The following is a 24,778-nucleotide window of genomic DNA, read 5'->3' on the forward strand; positions in this document are numbered from 1 at the left end:
CGCTAAGGCGCCCGCATGACCCAGACCAGCAGCCCGCAGATCACGCCCGAGATCGTCGCCGAGCACGGCCTGTCTCCCGAGGAATATGACCGCGTCCTCCACGCGCTCGGCCGCGAGCCGAACCTGGTGGAGCTCGGCATCTTTTCGGTCATGTGGTCGGAGCATTGCAGCTACAAAAGCTCGCGCCTCCATCTTAAGAAGCTGCCGACCACCGGTCCGCAGGTGATCTGCGGTCCTGGTGAGAATGCGGGCGTTATCGACATCGGCGACGGCCAGGCTGCCATCTTCAAGATGGAGAGCCACAACCACCCCTCGTATATCGAACCCTACCAGGGCGCGGCGACGGGCGTCGGCGGCATCCTGCGTGACGTGTTCACCATGGGCGCCCGCCCGGTCGCGAACCTTAACGCGCTGCGCTTCGGTCGCCCCGATCACCCCCGTATGCGCCACCTGATCTCCGGTGTGGTTCATGGCATCGGCGGCTATGGCAATTGCGTCGGCGTGCCCACCGTGGGTGGTGAGGTCAACTTTCATCCCGCCTATGACGGCAACATCCTGGTCAACGCGATGACTGTAGGCGTCGCGGACACGGACAAGATCTTCTACTCGGCCGCCTCGGGCATCGGCAATCCGATCGTGTATGTCGGCTCCAAGACCGGGCGCGACGGCATCCATGGCGCGACCATGGCCTCGGCCGATTTCGGCGAGGATGCGGAGGAGAAGCGCCCCACCGTCCAGGTCGGCGACCCGTTCACCGAAAAGCTGCTGATCGAGGCGTGCCTGGAGCTGATGGCGACCGACGTGATCGTCGCCATTCAGGACATGGGTGCCGCCGGCCTCACCTCCTCCAGCGTCGAAATGGCGTCCAAGGGCGGAGTCGGCATCGAACTCATCATGGACGACGTGCCCCAGCGTGAAGAGGGCATGACGGCGTACGAGATGATGCTGTCCGAAAGCCAGGAGCGCATGCTCATGGTCCTGAAGCCCGGCCGGGAGCCGGAGGCCGAAACGATCTTCCGCAAATGGGAACTCGACTTCGCCGTCATCGGCCATGTCACCGACACCGGCCGCATGGTCCTGAAGCACCACGGCGAAACCGTGTGCGACATCCCGCTCGGCCCGCTTGCGGACGAGGCGCCGCTGTACGACCGCCCGCACGTGCCCACCCCGGCCCCGGGCGCTTTGCCGGAGGGGCTCCACACCCGCGACATCGCTGCCGACCTGCTGACCCTGATGGGTTCGCCCGATATCGCCAGCCGTCGCTGGATTTGGGAGCAATACGACCACATGGTCGGCGCGAACACGGTGCAGCGTCCCGGCGGCGACGCAGCGGTTGTCCGGGTGCATGACACGCCAAAGGGCCTGGCGATGACCACCGATTCAACGCCGCGCTACTGCCTCGCCGACCCGGTAGAGGGCGGCAAGCAGGCCGTCGCTGAAACCTGGCGCAACCTGACCGCAGTCGGCGCGACGCCGCTCGCGATCACGAACTGCCTGAACTTCGCCAACCCGCAGCGGCCCGAGATCATGGGCCAGATCGTCGGCTGCCTTGAGGGGATGAGCCAGGCATGCCGTGCGCTCGATTACCCGATCGTGTCCGGCAATGTGTCCCTGTACAACGAATCAAAGGCGACCGGCGGCGGCTCGGCGATCCTGCCGACTCCCGCGATCGGCGGCGTCGGCCTGCTGGCTGATTGGGAAAAGAGCTGCACCATCGCATTCAAGGGCGGGGGCGACATCATCCTGGCGGTTGGCACTCGCGGCGGGCACCTCGGCCAGTCGCTTTGGCTACGCGAGTGCCGCGGGCTGGAGGGCAGTAATGCGGGCGCACCCCCGCCAGTCGACCTCGCAGCCGAGCGGCGCACCGGCGACCTGATCCGCGCCAGCATCGCCGCCGGGCACCTCTCCGCGTGCCACGACGTTGCCGATGGGGGCGTTGCGGTCGCGATCGCGGAGATGGCGCTGGCGGGCAACATCGGCGCGATGATCGATCGCAAGCAGCCCTATGACTGCGCCCGTTCCTTCTTCGCGGAGGATCAGGGTGTGTACATCGTCACCGTGCACGACCACGCGCTGCTCGACTTCCTCGGCGCTGCCCACGCGGCCGGCGTGGAAGCGGAGCCACTGGGCCGCACCGGCGGCAAGCGGCTGATCTTTGAACGTCCGGACCGTGACGACGTGGTCGCGCTTGACGACCTGCGCCGCACGCACGAGGCGTTCTTCCCGACGCTGATGGGAGCGGACGCGGCCCTCGCCTGAGGCTTAGCCGGCGCGTCCGAACCCTCCGGGCGCGCGGCGGCCGAAACCGCCGGCAACCGGACGCCGCTCCTTCAACGGGTTCGACTCGCGCTCGAGCAGCGACAGCGTCGCCTCGAAGCAGGGGCGCAGCTTCACCACATGCTCAAGCGCCTGATCGGGCGTATCCTGCTTTTCCACGCAGTCCCGACCGATGGTTTCGATATGCTCGGCTAGCGCCGCCAGCGGCTCGGCGCCGAACTGACGCGCTTCTCCCTTCAGCGTATGCGCAGGGATGACCAGCGCGGCGGCATTGCCCCCGCGCATCGCTGCCTCGATCGCTGCGACCGATTTAACGCCGTCCTCGCGGAAATAGCCAAGAATGCGGACGAAGCCCGCGCCCAGCTCGGCACGTGCCTTGCTGAAAGCGGTCCAATCGACCAACGTGTTGCCTTCGAACGACACCCTGTTCTCCTCCATCGGGCCGCGACTGACCGAGGGTTCGCTCAGGGTGTTAGCGCTCCAAATGTAAAAACTCGGTTGCTGCCCGTTGATTAGTCCGCCTTTTCGAAAGGGTTTTTCGGCGCCCTGAGGGTAAGGCGGATCGGCACGGCACCAAATCCAAGTTCCCGTCGCATCGAGTTGACGAGGTACCGTTCGTAGCTTGCGGGCACCTGGTCGACCCGGGTTCCGAATATAACGAAGCTAGGCGGGCGGGTCTTGATCTGCGTGACATAGCGCATCTTGATCCGCTTGCCGCCAGGAGCGGGCGGCGGGTTCGCCTCCAGCGCGCGCTCGAACCAGCGGTTGAGCTCGCCCGTCCCGACCCGCTTTGACCATGCCGCGCGGGTTTCGAAGGCTGCCTGTATAAGGACATCCAGCCCCTTGCCGGTCGCCCCGGACACCGTCAGCAACGGCACCCCCTTGACCTGGCTCAACCCGTCTTCCAGTGCCTTGCGCACGCCGTTGAACAGCGACGACGCGTTTTCGGCGACGTCCCATTTGTTCAGCGCGATGACGAGCGCCCGGCCCTCCTCCAGCACCCGGTCGGCAATGCGCAAATCCTGCGACTCCAGCCCCAGCGTCGCGTCGAGGAGCAGCACGACGACCTCTGCGAAGTCGACGGCGCGCAACGCGTCCGCGACCGACAGTTTTTCGAGCTTGTCCTGCACCTTGGCGCGTTTGCGCATCCCGGCGGTGTCGATCAGCCTGACCTGACGTTCATGCCCCTCCCGGTCGGTCCATAGCCAGTCGACCGAGATGGAATCGCGCGTGATCCCAGCCTCCGGCCCGGTGATCAGGCGATCCTCGCCGAGCAACTTGTTGACCAGCGTCGACTTGCCCGCGTTGGGGCGACCCACGATTGCAAGCTTCAGCGGGGCGTCCAGGCTCTCGTTATCCTCGACCTCCTCGGGCTGGTCCTCACGCTCCAGGTGGGGCAGCAGCGCTTCGAACAGATCGGCCACGCCCTCGCCATGCTCGGCAGACAGCTGCACGGGATCTCCGAACCCTAAGGCGAGCGATTCAAGAATGCCCTGCTCGCCCGCGCGCCCTTCCGCCTTGTTCGCGACGAGCACGACGGGGGTGGACGACCCGCGCAGCCAGCGGGCGATCTCCTCGTCCAGCGGCACGATCCCGGCGCGGGCGTCGATCATGAAAAGCGCCACGTCCGCTTCGTCGATCGCCGCCTGGGTCTGGCGGCGCATACGCCCGGGGAGCGAGTCGGGATCTTCATCCTCGTAACCGGCCGTATCCATGATGCGGAAGTCGAGGCCGAGGAGATGCGCTTCGCCCTCCCGCCGGTCACGGGTGACGCCCGGCCGGTCATCGACCAGGGCCAGGCGCTTGCCGACGAGACGATTGAACAGCGTCGACTTGCCGACATTGGGTCGGCCGACGATCGCGACAGTTGGAAGTGATGCCATCGCGCCGCCTTACGCGCGCTGGCGGTCACGGCAAGGGCGAGTGCCGCTTATCAGCGATACGCGGTGATTCGTCCCTTGCCATCCAGCGTGTACAGCGTCTGACTCGCGACTACCGGTGCCAGGGTGAAGGGGGTCTTGCCCTTCATCGTGGACTGGATCGTGCCATCGGTCGCCGAAACATAGCCGATCTGCCCCTCGCTATTGGTCAGGATCAAGCGCCCGCCGGCCAGAACCGGACCAAACCAGGTGATCTGCCCCGTCTTCTTCTTCTGATTACGGAAGCGCGGCAGCTGCGCTATCCAGCGGGCCTTGCCGTTCGACCGCGTCAGGCACACCAAGCGCGCGTCGTCGGTGACGACGTACAGCCACTCGCCCACGATCCAGGGCGTCGAAATGCCGGCGAAGTTCTGCTCCCACAGCCGCTGCCCGGTCGCGAGATCCAGGCTGACCATGCGCCCGCCCTGCCCCACGGCATAGACCCGGCCTTCATCAATCACCGGATCGGCGTCGATGTCGGCAAGGCTCGACACGGAAGTGGTGATCGAGGTGCGCGACAGCGCATCCTGCCACAGCACCCGGCCATTTTCGTACCGATAGGCGTTCAGCTCTCCGCTGGAGAAGCCGGTCACCACCGTGCCCTGGCTGGACGCGGGGGCGGCAACACCGAACACCCCCTGTGTCTCCAGCGTCCCAGCCTGCTGCCACAGTACCTTGCCGTCATTCTGGCCCAGCGCAAACAACTGGTTGTCCTGGCTCAGCACATAGACGTTGCCATTAGCGACGGTGGGAGAGCCGCGCAGCGGCCCGCCCGGCTTCGCACGCCAGATCTCCTTGCCGTCAGCCGCCGACAGCGCAACGACATCGCCCAGGCCATCGGTCGCGTAAACGTTGTTGTCGTCATAGCTGACGCCGCCACCAAAGCGCGACCCCCGGTTCGCCTTGTCCTGCGACAGGGACACCGTCCACAGCGGGCGACCCGTGTCGGCGGCCATGGCGTGGACGGTCGCATCGACGTCGATGACAAACAGCTTGTTGTCCGCGATCACCGGGGCCGCGGCCAGGCGTTCACGGTTGGAACCGCCGTTGATTGTGGCCTGCCAGACCTGTGACGGCGACGCGGCCAGCGCGAGGTGACCCATCGACTTGGCCGCGTTGCCGCCATTTTGTGCCCAGTTGTCGTTGGGCGCCGGCGCGGGCAGCGAAATCTGGATGTTCGCGATCGTGGGATCAGTCTCGACTGCGTTTTCGGACATCAGGATCGGTACGCGATTGCCAACGGTGGGAGTCTTTTTGGGACCCATCTTGAACACGCCGCATCCGCCCAACGCCAGCAGCGCTGTCGCCGCGACGCCGGCGCGCATGGCGCTGCCCCGCTTCAGGAACTTCATTGCGACTTGTTATCCTTGCTGTCGGCGATGGCATCGACGCCCATCGCGCCCGCCATCTGAACCGTGCGTTGACGAATGGTGGCCGGCACGTCCGGATCGTTGGCGATCTGGCCGAGCATCTGCCCTGCGAGGTCGCGACGGCCCATGCGGAGCTGCGCAATCGCCACCATCTCCCCCGCACTGCCGAAGAACGGATTGCCCTTTACCGCCAGCGAACGAAGCCGCTCCACGACCACCTGCGGGCGCAGCGTATCGAACTCTGCCGCCGTCTGCCGCACCAGCGCCAGGTCGCGCAGCGGCTGGCCGATCGAACTGTCCCCAGCGATCGCAGCGAACTTTGCGGCTGCCCCCTTGGTGTCCTTCTTCTCCAAGAGCAGGTCGGCTTGGGTCGCAAGGGCCGATGCCCGAATGCCCGGCCGGCTAGAGCTTGCCAGCGAGTTGAGGACAGGCTGCGCGGTCTGGGTCTTTTCCTCGCCAAGCGCGCGATACGCGTCGGCCAGTTTCTCACCTTCGGCGCCAGCGACCTGTTCGCGATGGTGCTGCCAGTAAAGCCAGCCGCCGAACAGGGAGAGCGCCGCGATGATCCCGACGATCAACCACCGCCCATGGCGTTCCCAGAACGTCGCGAGCTGGTCACGGCGCAGCTCTTCATCGACTTCGCGCAGGAAAGCTTCATTCGATTGCGGTGTGATGGCCAACAAATGGCTCCGGATGATCAAAAGACAGGAACGGCGGGAGCATTAAGCGGGGAGCGGCCGTCCCGCAATGGGGACTGATATGGATCGCGCTGGCGACCCGGCCGCCGCCCTTAACCGCGGGGGGCGTAGACCTGGTCGGGACCGGGGAAGGTCCGGTCGCGTACCTCGGCAGCATAGGTTTCGGCGGCGGCGGTGATCCGCCCCGCCAGATCCTCGTATCGCTTCACGAACCGGGGCGTGCGCTCGAACATCCCCAGCATGTCTTCCGCGACCAGTACCTGCCCGTCGCACGTGGCGGAGGCCCCGATCCCGATGACGGGACATTCGACCGCCCTGGTGATCTCGATCGCGATCGGCTCGACCACGCCTTCGACGACGACGGCAAAGGCACCCGCTTTTGCGATGGCACGCGCGTCGTCGATGATCTGTCCTGCCTCCTCTTGTGTGCGGCCCCGCGCACCATAGCCACCCAGCGCATTGACCGACTGTGGTGTCAAACCGACATGCCCCATCACCGGAACGCCGCGGCGCGTCAGAAAGCGTACGGTGTCCGCCATCTCCGTGCCGCCTTCCAGCTTCACCGCAGCCGCGCCCGTCTGCTTCAGCAGGAACGCCGCATTGTCGAATGCGCTCTCGGGTGACCCTTCGTAGCTGCCAAAGGGCATGTCGATGACCACCACCGCATGATAGCTGCCGCGCACCACCGCCGCCCCATGCGCCGCCATCATCTCCAGCGTCACCGGCACCGTGGAGGGCAATCCGTAAATGACCTGGCCCAGGCTGTCGCCAACGAGCAGCATGTCGCAATGCGGGTCCAGCAGCTGGGCAGTCCGGACCGTGTACGCCGTCAGCATGACCAGCGGCGTGCCACCCTTCTGGCGACGGATGGCGGGAATGGTCAGCCGCTTGAGCGGCGCCGAAACGGGCGTTGCGCGGCTGGTGGAAGTATCGATGGTGTAGGTGGTGGACATGGCGTCGCCTCTACCTCCCCGGCGTCACCCGATCCAGCGCCGCCGTCGCGCCAAGCTCGCAAGCCAGATCGAGAAAAGAGCAAGCAAGGCAATCACGATTGGCAACCCGGCGGCCGGACCAAAGCCCTTGGCGGCGATAATGTCTGTCGCGCCAAGCACATAACCGAACAGCACCACCACGAAGACGAGGGACGCAACATAAAGGGGTTGCGCCGCGCGCCGCCGCATCAACAACGCCAAGCTGCCGAGCAGGCCCGTGACCGTAGCAAGGCCGTATGCCCAGACCGTCCAGCCCGGCTGAGAGGCCCGAAGCTGCCGATCAAAATCCGACATCCTCGTCACCATCTCGGGCGTCATCATCCGGTCGGCGACAAAGCCGCCAACACCAATCAGCCCCCAGACAAGCAACAGAACGCCCGCCACCCAGAACCAGACCGGCGGCTTGACCGATGTCCGCATGACATTTCTCCCGTCACGGACAGGATGCGCGCCGCCACCATCTCTGGCAAGCGGTCAGCAGAGCGCGCGCGCCCAGGCGTCCGGGTCGAAACCGACAAACAGTTCGTCCCCACTCTCAACCACCGGGCGCTTGATCGTGGACGGGTGCGCCAGCATGATTGCGATGGCGCGATCTGCGTTCAGGTCGCTTCGTGCCTCCTCGGGCAGGGCACGAAAGCTGGTCCCGCGCCGGTTCAGCACCACTTCCCACCCCAGCCGCTCGACCCAGGCGCGGACACGCTCGGCCGGAACCCCCGCCTTGCGATAGTCATGGAACGCGTGCTCGATCCCTTGTGTGCCAAGCCAGGCACGGGCCTTCTTCATCGTATCGCAATTCGGAATGCCGTAGATCGTCGTCATGCCGGCCACATGCCGACGGGTTGCATTCCCGGCAAGCAGCTTGGCTACCGATCGCGTGGCTTGCGCGTTAGAGCGGCACCATGACGCATCCCTTCTACGCACTCGCCAGCCACAACATGCTTCGCGTCGCCGCCGCGACACCCCCGGCCAGCGTTGGAGACACCCGCGCCAACGCCGACGCCACGATAGCGCTCGCAAAGGAGGCTGACGCGCAAGGCGTCGACCTGCTCGTCTTCCCGGAACTGAACCTCACCTCCTACGCGATTGACGACCTGCACATGCAGACGGCGCAGCAGCGCGCGACGCTGGCAGCGGTGGAGGCGGTGCGTGCCGCGAGCGAGGGCCTGACCCCCGTGCTGCTGGTCGGGGCAGCGCTGGTGAGGAACGGACGCCTGTTCAATTGCGCCCTGGCGATCAGCCGCGGGCGCGTACTGGGCGTCGTCCCGAAGACCTTCCTGCCCAACTACCGCGAATATTACGAAAAGCGCTGGTTCGCGAGCGGCATGGGCCTGACCGGGCTCACCATCGACCTGAACGGAGAGGCCGTACCGTTCGGCACCGACCTGTTGTTCGAGGCAGCGGACCGACCCGGCTTCGTCGTTCACGCGGAGATCTGCGAGGATTACTGGGCCCCCACGCCGCCCTCCACCGCCGGCTCGCTTGCGGGGGCGCTGGTGTGCTGCAACCTGTCCGCGTCGAACATCATCATCGGCAAGGCGCGCGAACGCATGCTGCTGGCCGCGGCCCAGTCCGCCCGCACGGCGACCGCCTATATCTATTCCGCCGCGGGCATCGGGGAAAGCACCACCGACCTCGCCTGGGACGGCCAGGGCTTTGTCTACGAACTCGGCGAGTTGCTGGTCGAGTCGGAGCGCTTTTGTCGCCGGCCCGAGCTGGCCGTCGCCGATGTCGACCTGGAACGGCTCACGCAGGAGCGCCTGCGCAATGGCACCTTCAGCGACGCCGCACGCGCGCTGGGCCACCCCGAGCAGCAGTTCCGCCGGATCAGGTTCGAACATGGGGTCGCACCCCGGGACATCGGCCTCATCCGCGACGTCCGCCGCTTCCCCTTCGTCCCCAACGCCCCCGAAAAGCGCGACGAGGACTGCTACGAAGCCTTCAACATTCAGGTGGAGGGCATCGCCAAGCGCCTGTCCGCCGCAGGTTCAGGCAAGATCGTGATCGGCGTGTCGGGCGGGCTCGACTCGACCCACGCCCTCATCGTCGCGGCCAAGGCGATGGATCGCCTCGGCAAGCCGCGTACCGACATTCTCGGCTTCACCATGCCCGGCTTCGCGACCGGCGAGGGGACAAAGGCGAATGCTTGGGCGCTGATGAACGCGCTCGGCATCACGGGCGAGGAGATCGACATCCGTCCCGGCGCCAGGGCGATGCTGGAGGAGATGAAGCACCCGTTCGGCCGTGGCGAGCCGGTCTATGACGTGACGTTCGAGAATGTGCAGGCGGGGCTCCGCACCGACTATCTGTTCCGCCTCGCCAACCAGCGCGCAGGCATGGTGCTCGGCACCGGCGACCTGTCCGAACTGGCGCTTGGCTGGTGCACCTATGGCGTTGGCGACCAGATGAGCCATTATGCGGTAAACGCCGGCGTCCCCAAGACGCTGATCCAGTTCCTGATCCGCTGGTGCATCCGGACGCACCAATATGACGAGGCGACAGACGCCGTGCTCGACGCGATCCTGTCACAGGAGATCAGCCCCGAACTGGTGCCCGCCGACGCCGACACCGGCGCGATGCAAAGCACGGAGGACGCGATTGGCCCCTATGCGCTCAACGACTTCTTCGCCCATTACGTGATCCGCCACGGGCTGGCGCCGTCCAAGATCGCGTTCCTCGCCTGGCATGCCTGGCGCAATGCCGGGGCGGGCAAGTGGCCGGCCGACTTTCCGGAAGACGGGCGGGTCGCCTACGACCTGCCAACGATCCGGCACTGGCTTGAACGCTTCCTGCACCGCTTCTTCCGCCTCAGCCAGTTCAAGCGCTCAGCTATCCCGAACGGGCCCAAGGTGTCCGCCGGCGGCGCCCTGTCGCCCCGCGGTGATTGGCGCGCACCGTCCGACGGCACTGCAAAGAGCTGGCTGGAAGAGCTCGCCGCCAACGTGCCCGCGGACTAGCCGTTCGGCAGCAGCAGGTATTTTTCCCGGGTCGCGCGCCGCGCATAGGCGCGCACCGTTTCGGGTTCGAGCGCTTCGGCGAGCGTGATGCGGGAGGTATAATGGCTGGCGAAGATGGTGGTCAGGTTCTCCGCCACCTTGGTCCGCATCCGCCCGACCTCCTCCGCGCCCGCACGCTGCAGGTAAGGGGTCAGCAGCCAGCCCCCCACGCCCCAGGCCATGCCAGCGCCCCGCGTGATCTCCGTCGGGCTCGTGTCGAGCGCCCCGTACAGGTAAACCTGCTTCATCTGGGTCGAACCATAGACGCTGAAGCCCGGCGAGCGCGCCTGTGCGGCCGCTTCCATCGCCTGCAGGATCTGGTTGGCGAGCTTACCGCCGCCAATCGCGTCAAAGGCCAGGAAAGCACCCGTTTCGGTTATCGCGGCCGTCAGCTGTTTGCGGAAGTCAGGGTCGCCCGAGTTCACGACGTGCGTTGCGCCGATCCCCCGCAACAAGGCCGCCTGCTCAGCGCTTCGCACGATGTTCACCAGCGGCACGCCCTCTGCCGCGCACAGCTTCACCAGCATCTGGCCGAGGTTCGACGCGGCGGCAGTATGGACCAGCGCCTCATATTCTTCCCGCCGCATGGTGCCGAGCATGGCAAGCGCGGTCATCGGGTTGACGAAGCTCGACGCCCCAGCCTCCGCCGGCGTGCCCTCTGGCAACGGCAGGCACTCGCGCGCCTTGGCGACGCGGTACTGCGCGTACATCTGCCCGCCCGCGATCGCGACGGTACGCCCCACCAGTGCTTCCGCACCGGCGCCTGCCGCAACCACCGTTCCCGCACCCTCGTTTCCGGCGGGCAGGGCCTGGCCCAGTCGCGCGCCTACCGCCCGCGAAAGCTGGGGCGGTATGTCGGCCACCGTTGCCTCGCCCTCCCGACGCAACGTCGCCGGGTCAGCGGGACCGAGCAGCAGCCCCAGGTCGGACGGGTTGATCGGCGCCGCTTCCATCCGGACCAGCACCTCTCCCTCGCCAGGCTGCGGAACTGGCTCGCTGGCGAGCGTCAACGTGATGCGATCCTCGCTCGCGGTCGTCAGCAGCCGCAGGTGAGTGGCGGGAATGTCGGTCATGCAATGGCCTCCGGTCGGCGGCGGAGCAGCGCGATGCGCAAGCACTGGCACACCACCTCCCCGCGCTGGTTGATCAGTTCATGGCGGAAGGTAACCAGCCCCGCCTCGGGCCTCGACCTGCTGTCGCGCAGATCGACCACCTCACTCGTCGCACGGCAGGTATCGCCTATGAACACCGGCTTGGGCATCACGAGCTTGTCATAGCCGAGGTTCGCAACCAGCGTACCGAGCGTGGTGTCACCTACCGACAACCCCACCATCAGCGCGAAGGTGAAGGTCCCGTTGACCAGGATACGTCCGAACTCCGACGCGGCTGCCGCCTCCGCGTCGATGTGCAGCGGCTGCGGATTATGCGTCATGGTGGAAAAAAGCAGGTTGTCGGTTTCCGTCACCGTGCGACGGATCTCGTGCTCGACCCGGTCGCCGACCTGCCATTCATCGAAGAAGCGCCCAGCCATCAGGCGTCACCCTGCTCGATCCGGACCAGCACCGCACCCTCGGTCACCTGCCCGCCGGCTATTGCGTTCAGCTCCGCCACCGTTCCGTCGAAGGGCGCGGTCAGACTGTGCTCCATCTTCATCGCCTCCAGCGTGACGAGCCGCTGGCCCTTGCTCACGGACTGCCCCGCCGCGACGTCCACCGCGATCAAGCGGCCGGGCATAGGAGCCAGTATCGCGCCGTCCGCCGCGCCGCCCGCCGCGACGCCGGTTGCGCGATAAGGCTCGGCCAGCCAGGTCTGGCCGCCTTCGGTCACCAGCAGCCGGTCGGGCGTCACGTCCGCCTCGCCAGCGTCGGTGACGTCGATATCGACCGGCTCGCCCCCGACCAGGAAGCGACCGGCCTGGCGCATGGGCGCGTTCAGGCGAAAGCCGGCGAGTGGCCCTGGCGCGGTCAGAGCAGCGGCGGCGTCGATCAGCGCTTCTTCGCTCGGCAGGCGCGGCGGCATCAACGCCTCGCCCTCGCGCGCGATCAGGCCGGTGTCGACCCGGCCGGCCGCGACGTCCGGGTGGTCGAGCAGTTCGACCAGGAATCCGGCATTGGTCCGCAGCGGCCAGACTACTGCCTCGTCCAGTGCGTCCGCCAGCGCTTCCCGCGCCTCCTCCCGGTCGGCGCCATGCGCGATCAGCTTGGCGATCATGGGATCGTAGAACGGTGATACGCTCGCGCCCTGCTCAACCCCCGTGTCCACGCGGACGCTGTCGCCAAGGTCGAACGCTTCCAGCGTGCCGATGGAGGGCAGGAACCCGCGCGCCGGGTCCTCCGCATACAGCCGTGCTTCCATCGCCCAACCATGGATCGCCAGCTCGTCCTGCGTGCAGGGCAGCGGCTCCCCGCTCGCCACGCGAAGCTGCCATTCGACCAGGTCCTGCCCTGTGATCGCCTCGGTCACCGGGTGCTCGACCTGCAGCCGCGTGTTCATCTCCATGAACCAGATGCGGTCCGCCTTCAGCCCCTCGGACGCATCGGCGATGAACTCGATCGTCCCCGCGCCCACATAATCCACCGCACGCGCAGCCTGGACGGCGGCGGCGCAAACGGCGGCGCGGGTGGCCGGGTCCATGCCCGGTGCAGGTGCTTCCTCGATCACCTTCTGGTGCCGGCGCTGGAGCGAACAGTCCCGCTCGAACAGGTGCACGACGTTGCCCTGGCTATCCCCGAATACCTGCACCTCGATATGCCGTGGTGAGGTGATGTACTTTTCCAGCAGCACGCGGTCATCGCCGAAGGACGACGCCGCTTCGCGCCTGCAACTGTCCAGCGCATCGCGAAAGGCGCTCGCGTCCGTGACCTGGCGCATCCCTTTGCCGCCACCGCCCGCCACAGCCTTGATCAGCACGGGATAGCCGATCGCGTCGGCCTCCGCCTGAAGCCGCTCGGGACTCTGGTCATCGCCAAGATAGCCTGGCGTGGTCGGAACGCCGGCTTCCGCCATCCGCTTCTTGGCCGCGTCCTTCAGTCCCATGGCGCGGATGGACGAAGGGTTCGGCCCAACCCAGACCAACCCCGCCGCCTGCACGGCCTTTGCAAAATCGGCATTCTCCGACAGGAAGCCATAGCCAGGGTGGATCGCCTCCGCGCCGCTTGCGTGCGCGGCAGCGATGATGCGCTCGCCCACAAGATAGCTTTCGCGCGCTGGCGAGGGCCCGATATGCATCGCCTCATCAGCTTCACGAACATGCAGGGCGTCCGCATCGGCATCCGAAAAGATCGCGACAGTCCGGATGCCGAGCCGCCTCGCGGTGCGGATCACGCGGCAGGCGATTTCTCCACGATTCGCAATCAGGAGCGAGCCGATCATGCGCAGTAATCCCAGCAAAACGGCACTTGACTGGTCCTTTTGACCCGATTGCATGGGCGGCAGCTCAGCAGGGCGCGATCGATCATCATGGAGCCGGCGTAACGCTGCATCGCCGTGTAGGACAGAAAAACACGGCCTAGCATGCAACACCCCAGTCACCGCGCAACGTGGTGGCCGCATGCCCCTCGCCGACGGTCAGCACCGCGGGCGTGCTGCTGCTGTCACTCGCGGGATATGTCTTGGTGCGGCCGGTCTGGCGCACGGCCACGCGATAGCCTCCGCAGGACGCGCCCGCTTGGCCGGCCAGCACGGCATCGGCAGTCCGCCCCGACAAACGGCACAGGTGCAGCCCCGCTGCGGTGCGGATCGTCAGCTCGACCCCGATCAGCTGAACATAGTCGGACCGGCCAGCCCGAAACGCGGCGGTGCACCCCGTCTCGGTGCCGGCGGTCTCATCCGCGTCGCTCAGGGGCAGCAACAGCCGCGCCGGTACCCCGGCCACAGCCACCCCGCCTATCGCGGCACCCGCGATGAACAGGACGGCGCGGGTCAGCATCGCCGGCCCGCTCACATCCGGAACACGCCAAAGCGCGGCTGTTCGGGAATGGGGGCATTCAGGCACGCCGCCAGCGCCAGGCCAAGCACGTCGCGGGTCTGCGCCGGGTCGATCACCCCATCATCCCACAACCGCGCCGTGGCATAATAGGGGTTACCCTCATCCTCGTACTTCTGCCGAACTGGCGCCTTGAACGCCTCGGCCTGCTCCTCCGTCCAGCTCTCCGCATCGCGGTGCACGGTGGCGAGCACGGACGCCGCCTGCTCCCCGCCCATCACGCTGATGCGGCTATTGGGCCAGGTGAACAGGAAGCGCGGTGAATAGGCCCGCCCGCACATGCCGTAATTGCCCGCACCAAAGCTGCCGCCAATCAGGACGGTGATCTTGGGCACGCTTGCGGTCGCGACCGCGGTGACAAGCTTGGCGCCGTGCTTCGCAATCCCCTCTGCCTCATAGCGCCCACCGACCATGAAACCCGAAATGTTCTGGAGGAACAGCAGCGGCACGCGGCGCTGGCAGGCGAGCTCGATAAAGTGCGCGCCCTTCTGCGCGGACTCACTGAACAGTACGCCGTTGTTGGCAAGGACCGCAACCGGCTGGCCCCAGATGTGCGCGAATCCACAGACCAGCGAGGTGCCGTACAGCGCCTTGAACTCGTGGAACTCGGAGCCGTCCACCAGCCGCGCGATTACCTCATGCACATCGTACGGCGCGCGGACGTCAGTCGGGATAATGCCGTACAGGTCCTCGGCCGGGTAACGCGGCGGCTTCGGCGTCGACAAGTTCACATCGGCATCGAACTGCGGCGGCAGGGTCGCCACGATATCCCGCACAATCGTCAGCGCGTGCTCGTCATCCTCGGCAACATGATCCACCACGCCCGATCGGCGGCCATGCGTGTCCGCGCCGCCCAACTCCTCGGCGCTGATAACCTCGCCTGTCGCCGCCTTCACCAATGGCGGGCCGGCGAGGAAGATCGTGCCCTGCCCGCGCACGATTACCGTTTCGTCACTCATCGCGGGGACATAAGCGCCGCCGGCGGTGCAGCTGCCCATCACGCAGGCGATCTGCGGGATGCCCAGTGACGACATGGTGGCCTGGTTGAAAAAGATGCGGCCAAAGTGGTCGCGGTCCGGAAACACCTCTGCCTGATGCGGCAGATTCGCCCCGCCTGAGTCGACCAGATAAATGCAGGGCAGCCGGTTCTCCTGCGCGATCTCCTGCGCCCGAAGGTGCTTCTTGACCGTCAACGGATAGTAGGTCCCGCCTTTCACCGTCGCGTCGTTGCAGACGATCATCACCTGCCGGCCCGACACGCGACCGATGCCGGCGATCATGCCCGCGCCAGGCACCTCACCGTGATACAGCCGGTTCGCCGCGAGTTGGCCGATCTCCAGGAATGGTGAGCCCGGATCCAGCAACCGCTCGACCCGATCGCGGGGCAGCAATTTGCCCCGCGACGTATGCCGCTCGCGCGCCTTGTGCGACCCGCCCAGCGCCGCTTCCGCCACTTGCTCGCGCAATTCCTCGGCCAGCGCCCGGTTATGCTCGGCATTGGCGCGAAACTGCTCGTCGTCGACACTCAGCTTGGTGTCGAGAAGGGGTGCGCTCACTGCGCCACCGGCGCGTTATGGCCGATCAGCTCGCGTCCAATCAGCATCCGTCGTATCTCATTGGTGCCGGCGCCGATGTCGAGCAGCTTGGCGTCGCGCATATATCGCTCGACCGGCCAATCCTTGGTGTAGCCCGCGCCACCCAACGCTTGCACCGCCTCGTTCGCGACCTTTACCGCGTTTTCGCTGGCGAACAGGATTGCGCCAGCCGCATCGAAGCGCGTGGTTCGCCCCGCGTCGCAGGAACGCGCCACAGCATAAACATACGCCCGCGCGGAATTGAGCGCGACGTACATGTCCGCGATCTTGGCCTGCATCAGCTGGAAGCTTCCGATCGGCTGGCCGAACTGCTTGCGCTCACGAACGTAAGGCACAACCACGTCGAGGCAGGCCTGCATGATACCAAGCTGGATCCCCGCCAGCACCGCGCGCTCGTAATCGAGCCCGCTCATCAGCACGCCGACGCCGCCGTTCAGCGGACCCATCACGTTCTCACGCGGGACCTCGCAGTCGTTGAAGACCAGCTCGGCCGTGGGCGAACCGCGCATCCCGACCTTGTCGATCTTCTGACCGATCGTGAAGCCCGGCATATCCTTCTCGATCAGGAAGGCGGTGATCCCGCGGCTGCCCTCGCCCGTCTTCGCGTACACCACCAGGGTATCGGCATAGGCCGCGTTGGTGATCCAGAACTTGGTGCCGTTCAGGACATAGCCGTTGTCTGTCTCACGCGCCTTCAGCTTCATGGAGACCACGTCCGATCCAGCGCTGACTTCCGACATGGCCAGCGCGCCGACATGCTCTCCGCTGACCAGCTTGGGCAGGTACTTCGCCTTCTGCTCGTCATTCCCCCAGCGGCGGATCTGGTTGACGCAGAGGTTGGAATGCGCGCCATAGGACAAGCCGATGGAGGCGGAAGCCCGGCTCACTTCCTCGCACGCGATCACATGGTCGAGGTAGCCGAGACCAAGCCCGCCATACGCCTCTTCAACCGTAATCCCATGCAGGCCGAGCTCGCCCATCGCGGGCCACAACTCGTCGCGCGGAAACCAATCCTCGGCATCGATGCGCGCGGCAAGTGGCGCAATCCGGTCGGCGGCGAAACGCCGGGTCGACTCGCGAATCATGTCCGCGGTTTCGCCCAGCGCGAAATCGAAATCGGGGGTCACCCACCCTCTCCTGCTATGTTGTTGAGCAGGCGCTAGCAGGTCCGATCCGCCTTGTCAGGAGGCGCCTCAGGCAGCAGCAGCGGCGCGCGTGATCCCCAGTTCTGCGGCGAACCACGACGCCGCCAGCGGCAGCCCCTGGTCAAGCTTTACCTTCGGCTCCCAGCCCAGCAGCGCCTTGGCACGGCCGATATCGGGCCGCCGCCGCCGCGGGTCGTCCTGGGGCAGCGGCTGGTGAACAACCCGCGCGTTCGTGGGCACGATGGCAAGGATGTGCTCCAGCAGCTCCAGGATCGTGAATTCGTCAGGGTTGCCGAGATTAACCGGCTCCTGTGCGTCGCTTTCCATCAGTGCGATCAGGCCGTCGACCATGTCGGACACGTAGCAAAAGCTCCGCGTCTGGCTGCCATCGCCATAGATGGTGATGTCCTCACCCGAGAGCGCCTGGCAAATCAGATTGGATACCACCCGCCCGTCTTCTGGGTCCATCTGCGGGCCATAGGTGTTGAAAATGCGCGCCACGCGGACCTCGGCACGCTTCATGCGCTGAAAGTCGAAGCACAATGCCTCGGCAGCGCGCTTCCCCTCATCATAACAAGCGCGCGGCCCGATGCAGCTCGTCCAGCCGCGATAATCCTCACGCTGTGGGTGCACTTCCGGATCACCATACACCTCGCTTGTTGAGGTTAGCAGCAGCCTCGCGCCGCTCTTTTCGGCCAGGCGCAACAGGTTGCTAGTGCCGACCACGTTGGTCAGCATCGTGTGCTCCGGGTCGGCCTGATACTGCGGGGGAGAGGCAGCACAGGCAAGATTGTAGATCCGCTTTAATCGCCCCGCCTCATCGGTCACTGTCGCGGGCAGCGCTTCCACGATGTCATGCTGGACGAAACGAAAGCCCGGGCGGCCTTCCAATGACCCCAGGTTCGATGGCCGCGCCGTCTGAAGGCTGTCGAGGCAGATCACGTCATAGCCCTGGGCGAGCAGCGCCAGGCACAGATGCGATCCGATGAAGCCTGCGCCCCCTGCTACCAGCGCCAGCGGCTTGATGGTTGCTGCCATGTCGCTCTCCCTTTTAGTTATGCAGCCCCGGCAAGTCGCGGATGCCGCGCGGCCTGGGTCAGGTGATTTTCCAGTTCGGCCGCACGATGCGCCGCACTATGCTCGGCAAGCACCCGCGCCTGCCCAGCCAACCCGATCGCTGACGCGTCCGCCTCGCCCAGGGCGGCGATGACGTCACCGGCGCCGTCAGCCAGCAATATCTCGCCGGGCGAAGTGAACAAGGTGTTCAGCCCATCCCAGCGATCGGACATGATCGGGCAGGCACACGCAGCCGCCTCAAACAGTCGGACCGACGGGGACCAGCCGGCCGCAATCATATCCGCCCGCGTCACGTTCAGCGTGAACCGCGATGCCGAGTAGAAGGCCGCATGCTTGGAAGGCGGCAGATGCTCGATCCGCTCCACATTCGTCGGCCAGTCGATCGTATCCGGGTACTGCGGCCCCGCCACCACGAAGCGGGCATCGGGCAGCGCCCTCGCCGGCTCGATCAGCAGCCGCTCCAGCGTGGGCTGCCGGTCGTCGCTATAGGTGCCGAGGTAGGACAGGTCCCAGCGCTTCGGCTCGGGGAGCGGGCGGTACGCCTCCGTGTCGACCGAACAATAGAGCGCGCGCGCCGCAGGAGAACCATAGCGACGCTCGACCGTGTCGAGCGTCGGCCCGCCGGTGAAGGACAGGTACACGGCATAGCCCGGGATCACCTCGGGCGAGAGATACTCGAAGTCGCCGCGGGCCAGCTTAGCGAGCGTTACCGGCGTGTCGATGTCATAGAACGCGCTCGCCTCGTTCAGCTCCTGAACCAGATGCGCGACCGCAACACCGTCGGGCACATAGGAGCCGACCATGACCGCATCAGCCTCCGCGATCTCCGGAGAGAAGCGCGCCAAGTCATTCAGGTCACTGTAGAACCGCAGGCGGCAGAAATCGGGATCTGGCAGGTCGCGATGGCTGGCATACCAGGGCACGTCCCGTTCCAGAAACAGCACGTCATGCCCGCGCGCCGCGAATGCTTTCAGCAGCGCGCGAAACGTGGTGGCGTGGCCATTGCCCCAGGATGAACTAAGCGAAAGGCCAAGAACGACGAGCTTCACGCTGCCGCTCGCTCACGGGCAAGGCGGTCGGTCCACAGCGCGTGAACCTGCGTACCCCGCAATGCATAGGTATGCTCGGCCAGCACGCGGGCCAGCGCCGCCTGACCGATCGCCTTGGCCCGTTCAGGGGTCAACGCCGCCATGTGGTCGGCCACGTCCTGCCCATCACGGGCGACCAGCACTTCCGTATCGGGCTGGAGGAACTGCTCGATGCCCTCCCAAGCATCGGTGATCAGGCACGCCGCCGCGCCAGCCGCTTCAAACACGCGGGTCGCGGGAGAGAAACCGATGTTCGCCATCGAATCGCGCGCGACGTTCAGCACCGCCTTGGGCGTGCAGTTGAACGCGTTGTGCTCTGCCGTGTACACGTGGCCGCGATGCCGGACGTTGCCGGGCATACCCTTCGTCTCCCAGCCATTGCCACCGATCAGGAACTGCCGCTCAGGCAGCAAGGAAGCGGGCTTCAGGAAGAACTCCTCCACGCGCGCCTCGCGATCGGGCAGGCGATTGCCGAGGAAGGCGAGGTCGCACCCGAAACGCTCGTCAGGCTCAACGGGATGGTGGGTGTCGGGGTCCAGCGCATTGTACACGGGCACGCACTCGGCCGCGCCAAAGCCCGTATAGGCGTCCACCACCGGCGGCCCGCCGCCATAGGTCAGCACCATGTCCAGGTTTGGCAGCGCCCGCAGTACGGGATGCGAGGCATCACCGCGCATCTCGTCCAGCGTGGCAGCGGCGTCCACGTCCCAGAAGATCTTGAGCGCACCGGGCCTTGCGTGGCGCGTGATCCCCTCGATCAGTTCGGCGTCGAACACGCCGACGCCGCTCGCCTTGATGACGATATCAGCCTTTGCCGCCTCGGCCAGAACGCCGTTCAGTGCCTCGGTCGTGGCGGGATACACCACGCTTTTCGCATAGGCGGGCGGGTCGATATCGCGGTGCTGCTGGCGGCTGAACGCGTCGGGTTCGTAAAAGGTGATGTCGTAGCCATGGCTCGCCAGCGCACGCAGGATACCGCGGTAATAGGTCGCGGCGCCGTTCCAATAGGATGACACCAGGCTCGATCCGTAGAAGGCGATCCGCCGGCCTGAGCTCGTGGAGGAATTCATGCGGCACTCCGAAGGGTTGGGGTGTCGAGTTCGGCGGCGACGGCCAGCAACTCATCGACCCTGTGCGCACAGCTGTGGCGCGCGCGAATGGTCTCTAGTCCCGACGCGACCAACCGGGCGCGCAATGCCGGGTCGTCGCGCAGGGCACGAAGGTGTTCGGTCATCTCGGCACCGTTCCGGGCGACGAGGTAGTCCTCGCCAGGCCGGAACAGCCCCTCCGCGTCATCCCAGGGCGCCGACACCAGCGGGATCCCGCAGGCAAGCGCTTCGAAAACGCGGATCGTGGGAATGCCGGGCAGGATGGTGCTGTAGAAGCGGCGCGGCACATGCACCGTCGCCAGCGCGCCCGCGAAGATCTCCGGCGCACGCGCATTGGGCGCCCAGCCATGATACCGCGCTCCGTGCCGCGCCAGCATCGCCCGGGCTTCGTCCGGATAGCGAACGCCGTAGATGTCGAGTGACAAGCCCGCGTCAGCCGCCGGACGGAACAGGAACTCCTCCAGCTCCGCCGTGCGCTCGCCATCGCCCCAGTTACCGATCCAGACCAGCCCTTCACGTTCGCGTTCGAGCAAAGGCGGGTGGAAAAGGCGCGTGTCGGCGGCCTCGTGCCAGGTCCAGACGTTGTGCCAGCCCCAGTCACGATAGACCTGCGCAACCGTGTTGCCGAAAGCGAGCACGCCGTCATAGCCGGACAGGTCGAACGCCTGCATTTCATGCGGCGCGCTGACCACGCGATGATGCGTGTCGTGGAATAGCAGGCGGAAGTCACCACCGCCTGCCCGCAGCTTGCCTATGGCGGCGACCAGAGAAGGCTCGTTCCACTCATGCACGATCACCAGGTCGGCATCACCGACCAGCGTCGCGGGGTCAGCACTCGCCGCGAACTCGGCCGAGCTGAGCTCCGGGTAAGCGGTCCGATAGGGCTCCAGCCCCGCTTGGCCTGCGTCCGCCAGAAGATTCTGCAAGCTCCAGCTGTTTTCCGGCTCGAGCACGCGAACGTCATGACCACGCGCGATCAATTCCCGCAGCACGCCACGCAGGAAGTGCGCGTTGCCATGGTTCCAGCATGAGGCGAGCGAGTGGGTGAAATAGACGATCCTCATGCCGCTCGGGCCCTGTTGTCGGTGAGCTTTGCATAGATCGCGGCCATGGCGGCTGCCGTCTTGTCAGGCGTATACCGGCCAGCGCGCGCCGCGGCGGCCCGGCCGAGACGATCGGCCAGCACCGGGTCGGCGATCAGCCGCGCAATCTCGGTTGCGAAACCTTCCTCATCGGTCGGATCAACGAAGGTCGCGACCCCGTCCCACAACTCGCGGAAGGTCGGGATGTCGGACAGGACGAGCGGACACCCTGCCCCGGCAGCCTCCAGCACCGCCAGGCCGAACGGCTCGAACGTAGCCGACGATACATACACCGGCCGGCAGGCGAGTTCGGCAGCGACCCCCGATGCGTCAAGCGTGCCGAGCGGCTGGAGGTGAGTAACTGTGACCTCCTCGCCATGAGGAGCGATTAGCGGACCCGCAGCTCGGATCGGCGCTGCCAGGCGAGCCGCGGCGCGGTCGAGGATCTCGGTGCCCTTCGCCGCATCCCATAGCCGGCCCGCGGTGAAGGCATGCCCCGTCACCGAACCCAGCACAGGCCCTGGCGCGGGTCGCCCATTGTGAACCGCAATCGGACGTTGCGGCAGAGAGTAGGTGTCCGCGATCGTCGCTGCATAAGCCGCGCTGGGCACGACCACGGCATCTGCCGCGAGCAGCCCACGCCGGCTCAGCTGCGCGTGCCAGGCAAAGGCCGGGTCGAGCGGATCTGGGCGCGCCGCCTGCCACCATGTCGAAACGCAACCATGCGCAACCGCCACAACCGGCACGTCGAACCGGGCCTGCGCCGCCAGCGTCGGCGAATTAAGCTGAACCAGATCGGCCCCAACCTCTCGCGCCAAACTCGCAATCGCCTCGCCAGATTCCAGCACGGGAGCCGGGCCGTCCGCCAGCCAGTCGAGCTGCAACCCCGTCTCGATCAGCCGGATACCAGCCGGGCTTGCGGCGTCATCCGATACCGGCCCGAGCACCGCAAGCACAGTTTCCACGTCCAGCGGCACCAGCGCAGCGGCCAGGTCGCTGGCGTATTGCCACACCCCGCCAACCGCGTCGCACGTCATTAACAGTCGCGTCACGACGCCATCGCCTGCGACGCCGGCGTCGTATCCTGCCGACCGACGGGAAAGTTGACGCGACGCTCTTCTGCCAGCCACGCGGCAAGCTTCGCGACACCGTCCCGCCACGGCACGCGCGGCCCAAGGTTCAGCGCCTGCTGTGCCGCACGCGCGTCGGCAACGAAGTAGCGCTGGTCGCCTGCGCGCCAGTCGGAATACTCCGTCTTGACTTCGCGCCCGATCAGCGAGCCCATGTGCGCCAGCAATTCGCGCAGCGACACGGCGTTGTCCGGTCCACCGCCCAGGTTGAACGCGTGACCCGATACTTCGTCGATCTGCCGCCACGCCTGCACATACGCGTTCACCGCGTCGGACACGTCGAGAACGTCGCGAACCTGATACCCATCGCCGTACAAGGTGATCGTCTCACCATCCAATGCGCGGATCAGGAAGTGCGCGACCCAGCCCTGGTCCTCCGTCCCCATCTGGCGCCGGCCATAGATGCAGCTCATCCTCAGGACAGCGGTTGGGATGCCAAAGCTGCGCGCGTAATCGAGCACATACTGGTCCGCCGCGCCCTTCGACACGCCATAGGGTGTATGGAAGTCGAGCGGGCGCGCTTCGGAGATGCCATGCGCACGCACGTCCGGGTCCGCCGGCACATAGGCCTCCCCTTCGCGCACGAACTCCAGGTCGGACAGGTCGCCATAGACCTTATTGGTCGACGCAAAAACCAGCGGCGTCGCCTCCCCACTCGCGCGCAAGGCTTCTAGCAGGTTGAAGGTGCCGCCAATGTTGATGTCGTGGTCTTCGCGCGGGTCAGCCATAGATGTCGTCACGGCAACCTGGGCGGCAAGGTGGAACACCGCCTTCACGCCTGTCACTGCTGCGGTCAGCGCCGCGCCGTCGCGCACGTCCCCAACGATCGCCTCGATCCTGTCACCATGCCGCTCCTGCAGCCAGCGCAGGTTGCGCTCGACGCCCGCCCGGCTCAGCCGGTCAAAGATGCGGACCCGGTGCCCTTCCCCGGCCAGCCTGTCCGCAAGGTTGGAACCGATAAAGCCCGCCCCGCCCGTGACCAGCACCGGCCGCGGATCGGCGCCGGGGTCGGTGCGATCGCCGCTCAAGCGACCAGACCCCGAGCATCGAGCTCGGCCCGCATCTGTTCGGCACGATCAACCGCGGTCTGCTCCGCAACCCATTCGGCAAGCCGGGCAAGCCCTTCGCCGAAGTCCTGGCGAGCTTCAAAGCCAAGCTTGTCCCGGCTGAGCGTGGTATCGCAGAAGCAATGGCGGATGTCGCCGATCCGCGCCTTGCCGACGATCTGCGGCGTGATGTCGTTCTTGTTCATGGCACGGGCAAGTTCGGTCGCAACTTCGGTCACGGACCGGTCATGCCCTGACCCGATGTTGAACGTGCCGCCAGCGGCTTCAGGCAGCGTTAGCGCATCGGCAAAGGCACGCGCGACGTCCGATACGTGCACGAAGTCACGCCGCTGCTCGCCATCCTCGAAGATCATCGGCTGCTGCCCGTTCAGCAGGCGCGAGGCGAAGATCGCCAGCACGCCGGTGTACGGATTCGACAGCGCCTGACCCGGGCCATAAACGTTGAACAGGCGCAGGCACACGCTTTCCATGCCGTATGGCGCGCCCATGATGTGGGTCGTACGCTCCTGCACGAACTTGTTGAGCGCATAGATCGACGACAGATTGGGTCGCTTCCACTCGGGTGTGGCGACCGGCGACAGCGGCCGGCCCTCCGCGTCCACGGGCTCCCAGTTGGAAAGGCCGTCCTTCAGCCCGTGCCGCTCGGCATTCTCCACCAGCCTGTTGTCCGCGTCGCGGTACAGGCCCTCGCCATAGATGGACATCGAGGAGGCAGTGACGACACGCCGGACGGGCCGGTCAATCAGCTTCTCGAACAGCACGGCCGTGCCGACGTCGTTGGTGGAGGTGTAGCGCTCCACCTCATACATCGATTGGCCGACGCCCACCTCTGCGGCAAGGTGGATGACGGAATCAACGCCCTCGATTGCCCGCCGCACCGCGTCGGCGTCGCGTACATCCGCGCGGATCAGCTCCGCCTCGGGATTGAGCATCTTCGAACCGTCGACGTCACCGTGAACCTGCTCGATCAGCGCATCGAGCACGCGGACCTTGTTACCGCGGGCCAGCAGCTCTTCCACGACCGAACGCCCGATGAAACCGGCACCGCCGGTGATCAGAACCGTCTCGCTCACGCCAGGTGCTCCCGACGGCCAGCTTCTTCTACATACCTTTGTTGCATTCGGTCCGTGTCCCCCCTTATGGTCCGGCCTTGTCGGAAGCGTAACAAAGCTTCTTCTTCTTTGTTCCTTGTGGCGGAACCGCCATCAGGATCAAGCATTTGGTTCCGAATGTCGTCCGGCCAAGCAATCG

At 66.2% G+C, this 24,778-nt stretch carries 22 protein-coding genes; 2 read left to right on the forward strand and 20 right to left on the reverse strand.

The window, feature by feature from the left end; genetic code table 11:
• The first annotated feature begins 15 nt into the window (after positions 1–15).
• The gene (purL, locus tag FHS94_RS07980; RefSeq protein WP_184056443.1) at positions 16–2,259 is read left to right on the forward strand and encodes a phosphoribosylformylglycinamidine synthase subunit PurL; all 2,244 of its coding nucleotides are present in this window, start codon (positions 16–18) and stop codon (positions 2,257–2,259) included.
• 3 nt (positions 2,260–2,262) lie between these two features.
• Here the strand turns inward: purL and FHS94_RS07985 are convergent, their stop codons facing one another.
• From FHS94_RS07985 to FHS94_RS08015, 7 genes are all read right to left on the reverse strand, one after another.
• A complete protein-coding gene (locus FHS94_RS07985; RefSeq protein ID WP_343055215.1) occupies positions 2,263–2,700 on the reverse strand; it encodes an Hpt domain-containing protein in 438 nt (145 codons plus the stop codon).
• Positions 2,701–2,789: 89 nt separating this feature from the next.
• A complete protein-coding gene (der, locus tag FHS94_RS07990; RefSeq protein ID WP_184056447.1) occupies positions 2,790–4,160 on the reverse strand; it encodes a ribosome biogenesis GTPase Der in 1,371 nt (456 codons plus the stop codon).
• Between the two features lie 50 nt (positions 4,161–4,210).
• Positions 4,211–5,548 carry an outer membrane protein assembly factor BamB family protein gene (locus FHS94_RS07995; protein WP_246348428.1) on the reverse strand — a complete coding sequence of 446 codons (1,338 nt, stop codon included), beginning with the start codon at positions 5,546–5,548 and terminating at the stop codon, positions 4,211–4,213.
• A complete protein-coding gene (locus FHS94_RS08000; RefSeq protein WP_184056449.1) occupies positions 5,545–6,246 on the reverse strand; it encodes a tetratricopeptide repeat protein in 702 nt (233 codons plus the stop codon). The genes FHS94_RS07995 and FHS94_RS08000 overlap by 4 nt, the downstream gene beginning before the upstream one ends.
• 110 nt (positions 6,247–6,356) lie before the next feature.
• On the reverse strand, positions 6,357–7,217 hold the full coding sequence (gene panB, locus FHS94_RS08005) for a 3-methyl-2-oxobutanoate hydroxymethyltransferase (RefSeq protein WP_184056451.1): 861 nt from the start codon (positions 7,215–7,217) through the stop codon (positions 6,357–6,359).
• Positions 7,218–7,241: 24 nt separating this feature from the next.
• Complete coding sequence (locus FHS94_RS08010; RefSeq protein WP_184056453.1) at positions 7,242–7,676, reverse strand: hypothetical protein; 435 nt, start codon at positions 7,674–7,676, stop codon at positions 7,242–7,244.
• Positions 7,677–7,730: 54 nt separating this feature from the next.
• A complete protein-coding gene (locus FHS94_RS08015; protein ID WP_184056455.1) occupies positions 7,731–8,075 on the reverse strand; it encodes an arsenate reductase in 345 nt (114 codons plus the stop codon).
• An 80-nt stretch (positions 8,076–8,155) separates the two neighbouring features.
• Here FHS94_RS08015 and FHS94_RS08020 point away from each other — a divergent pair, with 80 nt between their 5' ends.
• Entirely contained in the window at positions 8,156–10,210 is a 2,055-nt protein-coding gene (locus FHS94_RS08020) for an NAD(+) synthase (protein WP_184056457.1), read from the forward strand.
• On the opposite strand, the gene FHS94_RS08025 is transcribed toward FHS94_RS08020, so the two are convergent.
• The 13 genes from FHS94_RS08025 to FHS94_RS08085 all read right to left on the reverse strand — a co-directional run bounded on the left by FHS94_RS08025 (position 10,207) and on the right by FHS94_RS08085 (position 24,600).
• Entirely contained in the window at positions 10,207–11,322 is a 1,116-nt protein-coding gene (locus tag FHS94_RS08025; protein ID WP_184056459.1) for a zinc-binding dehydrogenase, read from the reverse strand. The two genes, FHS94_RS08020 and FHS94_RS08025, sit on opposite strands and share 4 nt — an antisense overlap.
• Entirely contained in the window at positions 11,319–11,780 is a 462-nt protein-coding gene (locus FHS94_RS08030; RefSeq protein ID WP_184056461.1) for a MaoC family dehydratase, read from the reverse strand. The genes FHS94_RS08025 and FHS94_RS08030 overlap by 4 nt, the downstream gene beginning before the upstream one ends.
• Positions 11,780–13,621 carry an acetyl/propionyl/methylcrotonyl-CoA carboxylase subunit alpha gene (locus tag FHS94_RS08035; protein WP_184056463.1) on the reverse strand — a complete coding sequence of 614 codons (1,842 nt, stop codon included), beginning with the start codon at positions 13,619–13,621 and terminating at the stop codon, positions 11,780–11,782. Before FHS94_RS08035 ends, FHS94_RS08030 begins: the two co-directional genes overlap by 1 nt.
• A 136-nt stretch (positions 13,622–13,757) precedes the next feature.
• Positions 13,758–14,192 carry a hypothetical protein gene (locus tag FHS94_RS08040; RefSeq protein WP_221234629.1) on the reverse strand — a complete coding sequence of 145 codons (435 nt, stop codon included), beginning with the start codon at positions 14,190–14,192 and terminating at the stop codon, positions 13,758–13,760.
• Positions 14,189–15,790, reverse strand: coding sequence for a carboxyl transferase domain-containing protein (locus FHS94_RS08045; RefSeq protein WP_184056466.1), 1,602 nt, complete (start codon positions 15,788–15,790; stop codon positions 14,189–14,191). Before FHS94_RS08045 ends, FHS94_RS08040 begins: the two co-directional genes overlap by 4 nt.
• A complete protein-coding gene (locus FHS94_RS08050) occupies positions 15,787–16,956 on the reverse strand; it encodes an acyl-CoA dehydrogenase family protein (protein WP_184056468.1) in 1,170 nt (389 codons plus the stop codon). The genes FHS94_RS08045 and FHS94_RS08050 overlap by 4 nt, the downstream gene beginning before the upstream one ends.
• 66 nt (positions 16,957–17,022) lie before the next feature.
• Positions 17,023–18,012 carry a UDP-glucuronic acid decarboxylase family protein gene (locus tag FHS94_RS08055; protein WP_184056470.1) on the reverse strand — a complete coding sequence of 330 codons (990 nt, stop codon included), beginning with the start codon at positions 18,010–18,012 and terminating at the stop codon, positions 17,023–17,025.
• 17 nt (positions 18,013–18,029) lie between these two features.
• Positions 18,030–19,100, reverse strand: coding sequence for a glycosyltransferase family protein (locus tag FHS94_RS19645; protein ID WP_184056472.1), 1,071 nt, complete (start codon positions 19,098–19,100; stop codon positions 18,030–18,032).
• On the reverse strand, positions 19,097–20,209 hold the full coding sequence (locus FHS94_RS08065) for a CgeB family protein (protein ID WP_184056474.1): 1,113 nt from the start codon (positions 20,207–20,209) through the stop codon (positions 19,097–19,099). Before FHS94_RS08065 ends, FHS94_RS19645 begins: the two co-directional genes overlap by 4 nt.
• Positions 20,206–21,312, reverse strand: coding sequence for a CgeB family protein (locus tag FHS94_RS08070; protein WP_184056476.1), 1,107 nt, complete (start codon positions 21,310–21,312; stop codon positions 20,206–20,208). Before FHS94_RS08070 ends, FHS94_RS08065 begins: the two co-directional genes overlap by 4 nt.
• Entirely contained in the window at positions 21,309–22,382 is a 1,074-nt protein-coding gene (locus FHS94_RS08075) for a glycosyltransferase (RefSeq protein ID WP_343055216.1), read from the reverse strand. Before FHS94_RS08075 ends, FHS94_RS08070 begins: the two co-directional genes overlap by 4 nt.
• Positions 22,379–23,488, reverse strand: a complete 1,110-nt coding sequence (locus FHS94_RS08080; RefSeq protein WP_184056478.1) for an SDR family NAD(P)-dependent oxidoreductase — start codon at positions 23,486–23,488, stop codon at positions 22,379–22,381. The genes FHS94_RS08075 and FHS94_RS08080 overlap by 4 nt, the downstream gene beginning before the upstream one ends.
• Positions 23,485–24,600: an SDR family NAD(P)-dependent oxidoreductase gene (locus tag FHS94_RS08085; protein WP_184056480.1), complete on the reverse strand. Its 1,116-nt coding sequence runs from the start codon at positions 24,598–24,600 to the stop codon at positions 23,485–23,487. Before FHS94_RS08085 ends, FHS94_RS08080 begins: the two co-directional genes overlap by 4 nt.
• Positions 24,601–24,778: the final 178 nt, after the last annotated feature.

This window comes from Sphingomonas aerophila (genome assembly GCF_014199305.1).
Classification (GTDB): domain Bacteria; phylum Pseudomonadota; class Alphaproteobacteria; order Sphingomonadales; family Sphingomonadaceae; genus Sphingomonas; species Sphingomonas aerophila.

Excerpts from the sequence above, each read along its gene's own strand:
- purL (WP_184056443.1), top strand. The coding sequence starts at position 16 with ATGACCCAGACCAGCAGCCCGCAGATCACGCCCGAGATCGTCGCCGAG.
- der (WP_184056447.1), bottom strand. The coding sequence starts at position 4,160 with ATGGCATCACTTCCAACTGTCGCGATCGTCGGCCGACCCAATGTCGGC.
- FHS94_RS07995 (WP_246348428.1), bottom strand. The coding sequence starts at position 5,548 with ATGAAGTTCCTGAAGCGGGGCAGCGCCATGCGCGCCGGCGTCGCGGCG.
- panB (WP_184056451.1), bottom strand. The coding sequence starts at position 7,217 with ATGTCCACCACCTACACCATCGATACTTCCACCAGCCGCGCAACGCCC.
- FHS94_RS08010 (WP_184056453.1), bottom strand. The coding sequence starts at position 7,676 with ATGCGGACATCGGTCAAGCCGCCGGTCTGGTTCTGGGTGGCGGGCGTT.
- FHS94_RS08015 (WP_184056455.1), bottom strand. The coding sequence starts at position 8,075 with ATGACGACGATCTACGGCATTCCGAATTGCGATACGATGAAGAAGGCC.
- FHS94_RS08020 (WP_184056457.1), top strand. The coding sequence starts at position 8,156 with ATGACGCATCCCTTCTACGCACTCGCCAGCCACAACATGCTTCGCGTC.
- FHS94_RS08025 (WP_184056459.1), bottom strand. The coding sequence starts at position 11,322 with ATGACCGACATTCCCGCCACTCACCTGCGGCTGCTGACGACCGCGAGC.
- FHS94_RS08030 (WP_184056461.1), bottom strand. The coding sequence starts at position 11,780 with ATGGCTGGGCGCTTCTTCGATGAATGGCAGGTCGGCGACCGGGTCGAG.
- FHS94_RS08035 (WP_184056463.1), bottom strand. The coding sequence starts at position 13,621 with ATGATCGGCTCGCTCCTGATTGCGAATCGTGGAGAAATCGCCTGCCGC.
- FHS94_RS08055 (WP_184056470.1), bottom strand. The coding sequence starts at position 18,012 with ATGGCAGCAACCATCAAGCCGCTGGCGCTGGTAGCAGGGGGCGCAGGC.
- FHS94_RS08065 (WP_184056474.1), bottom strand. The coding sequence starts at position 20,209 with ATGAATTCCTCCACGAGCTCAGGCCGGCGGATCGCCTTCTACGGATCG.
- FHS94_RS08070 (WP_184056476.1), bottom strand. The coding sequence starts at position 21,312 with ATGAGGATCGTCTATTTCACCCACTCGCTCGCCTCATGCTGGAACCAT.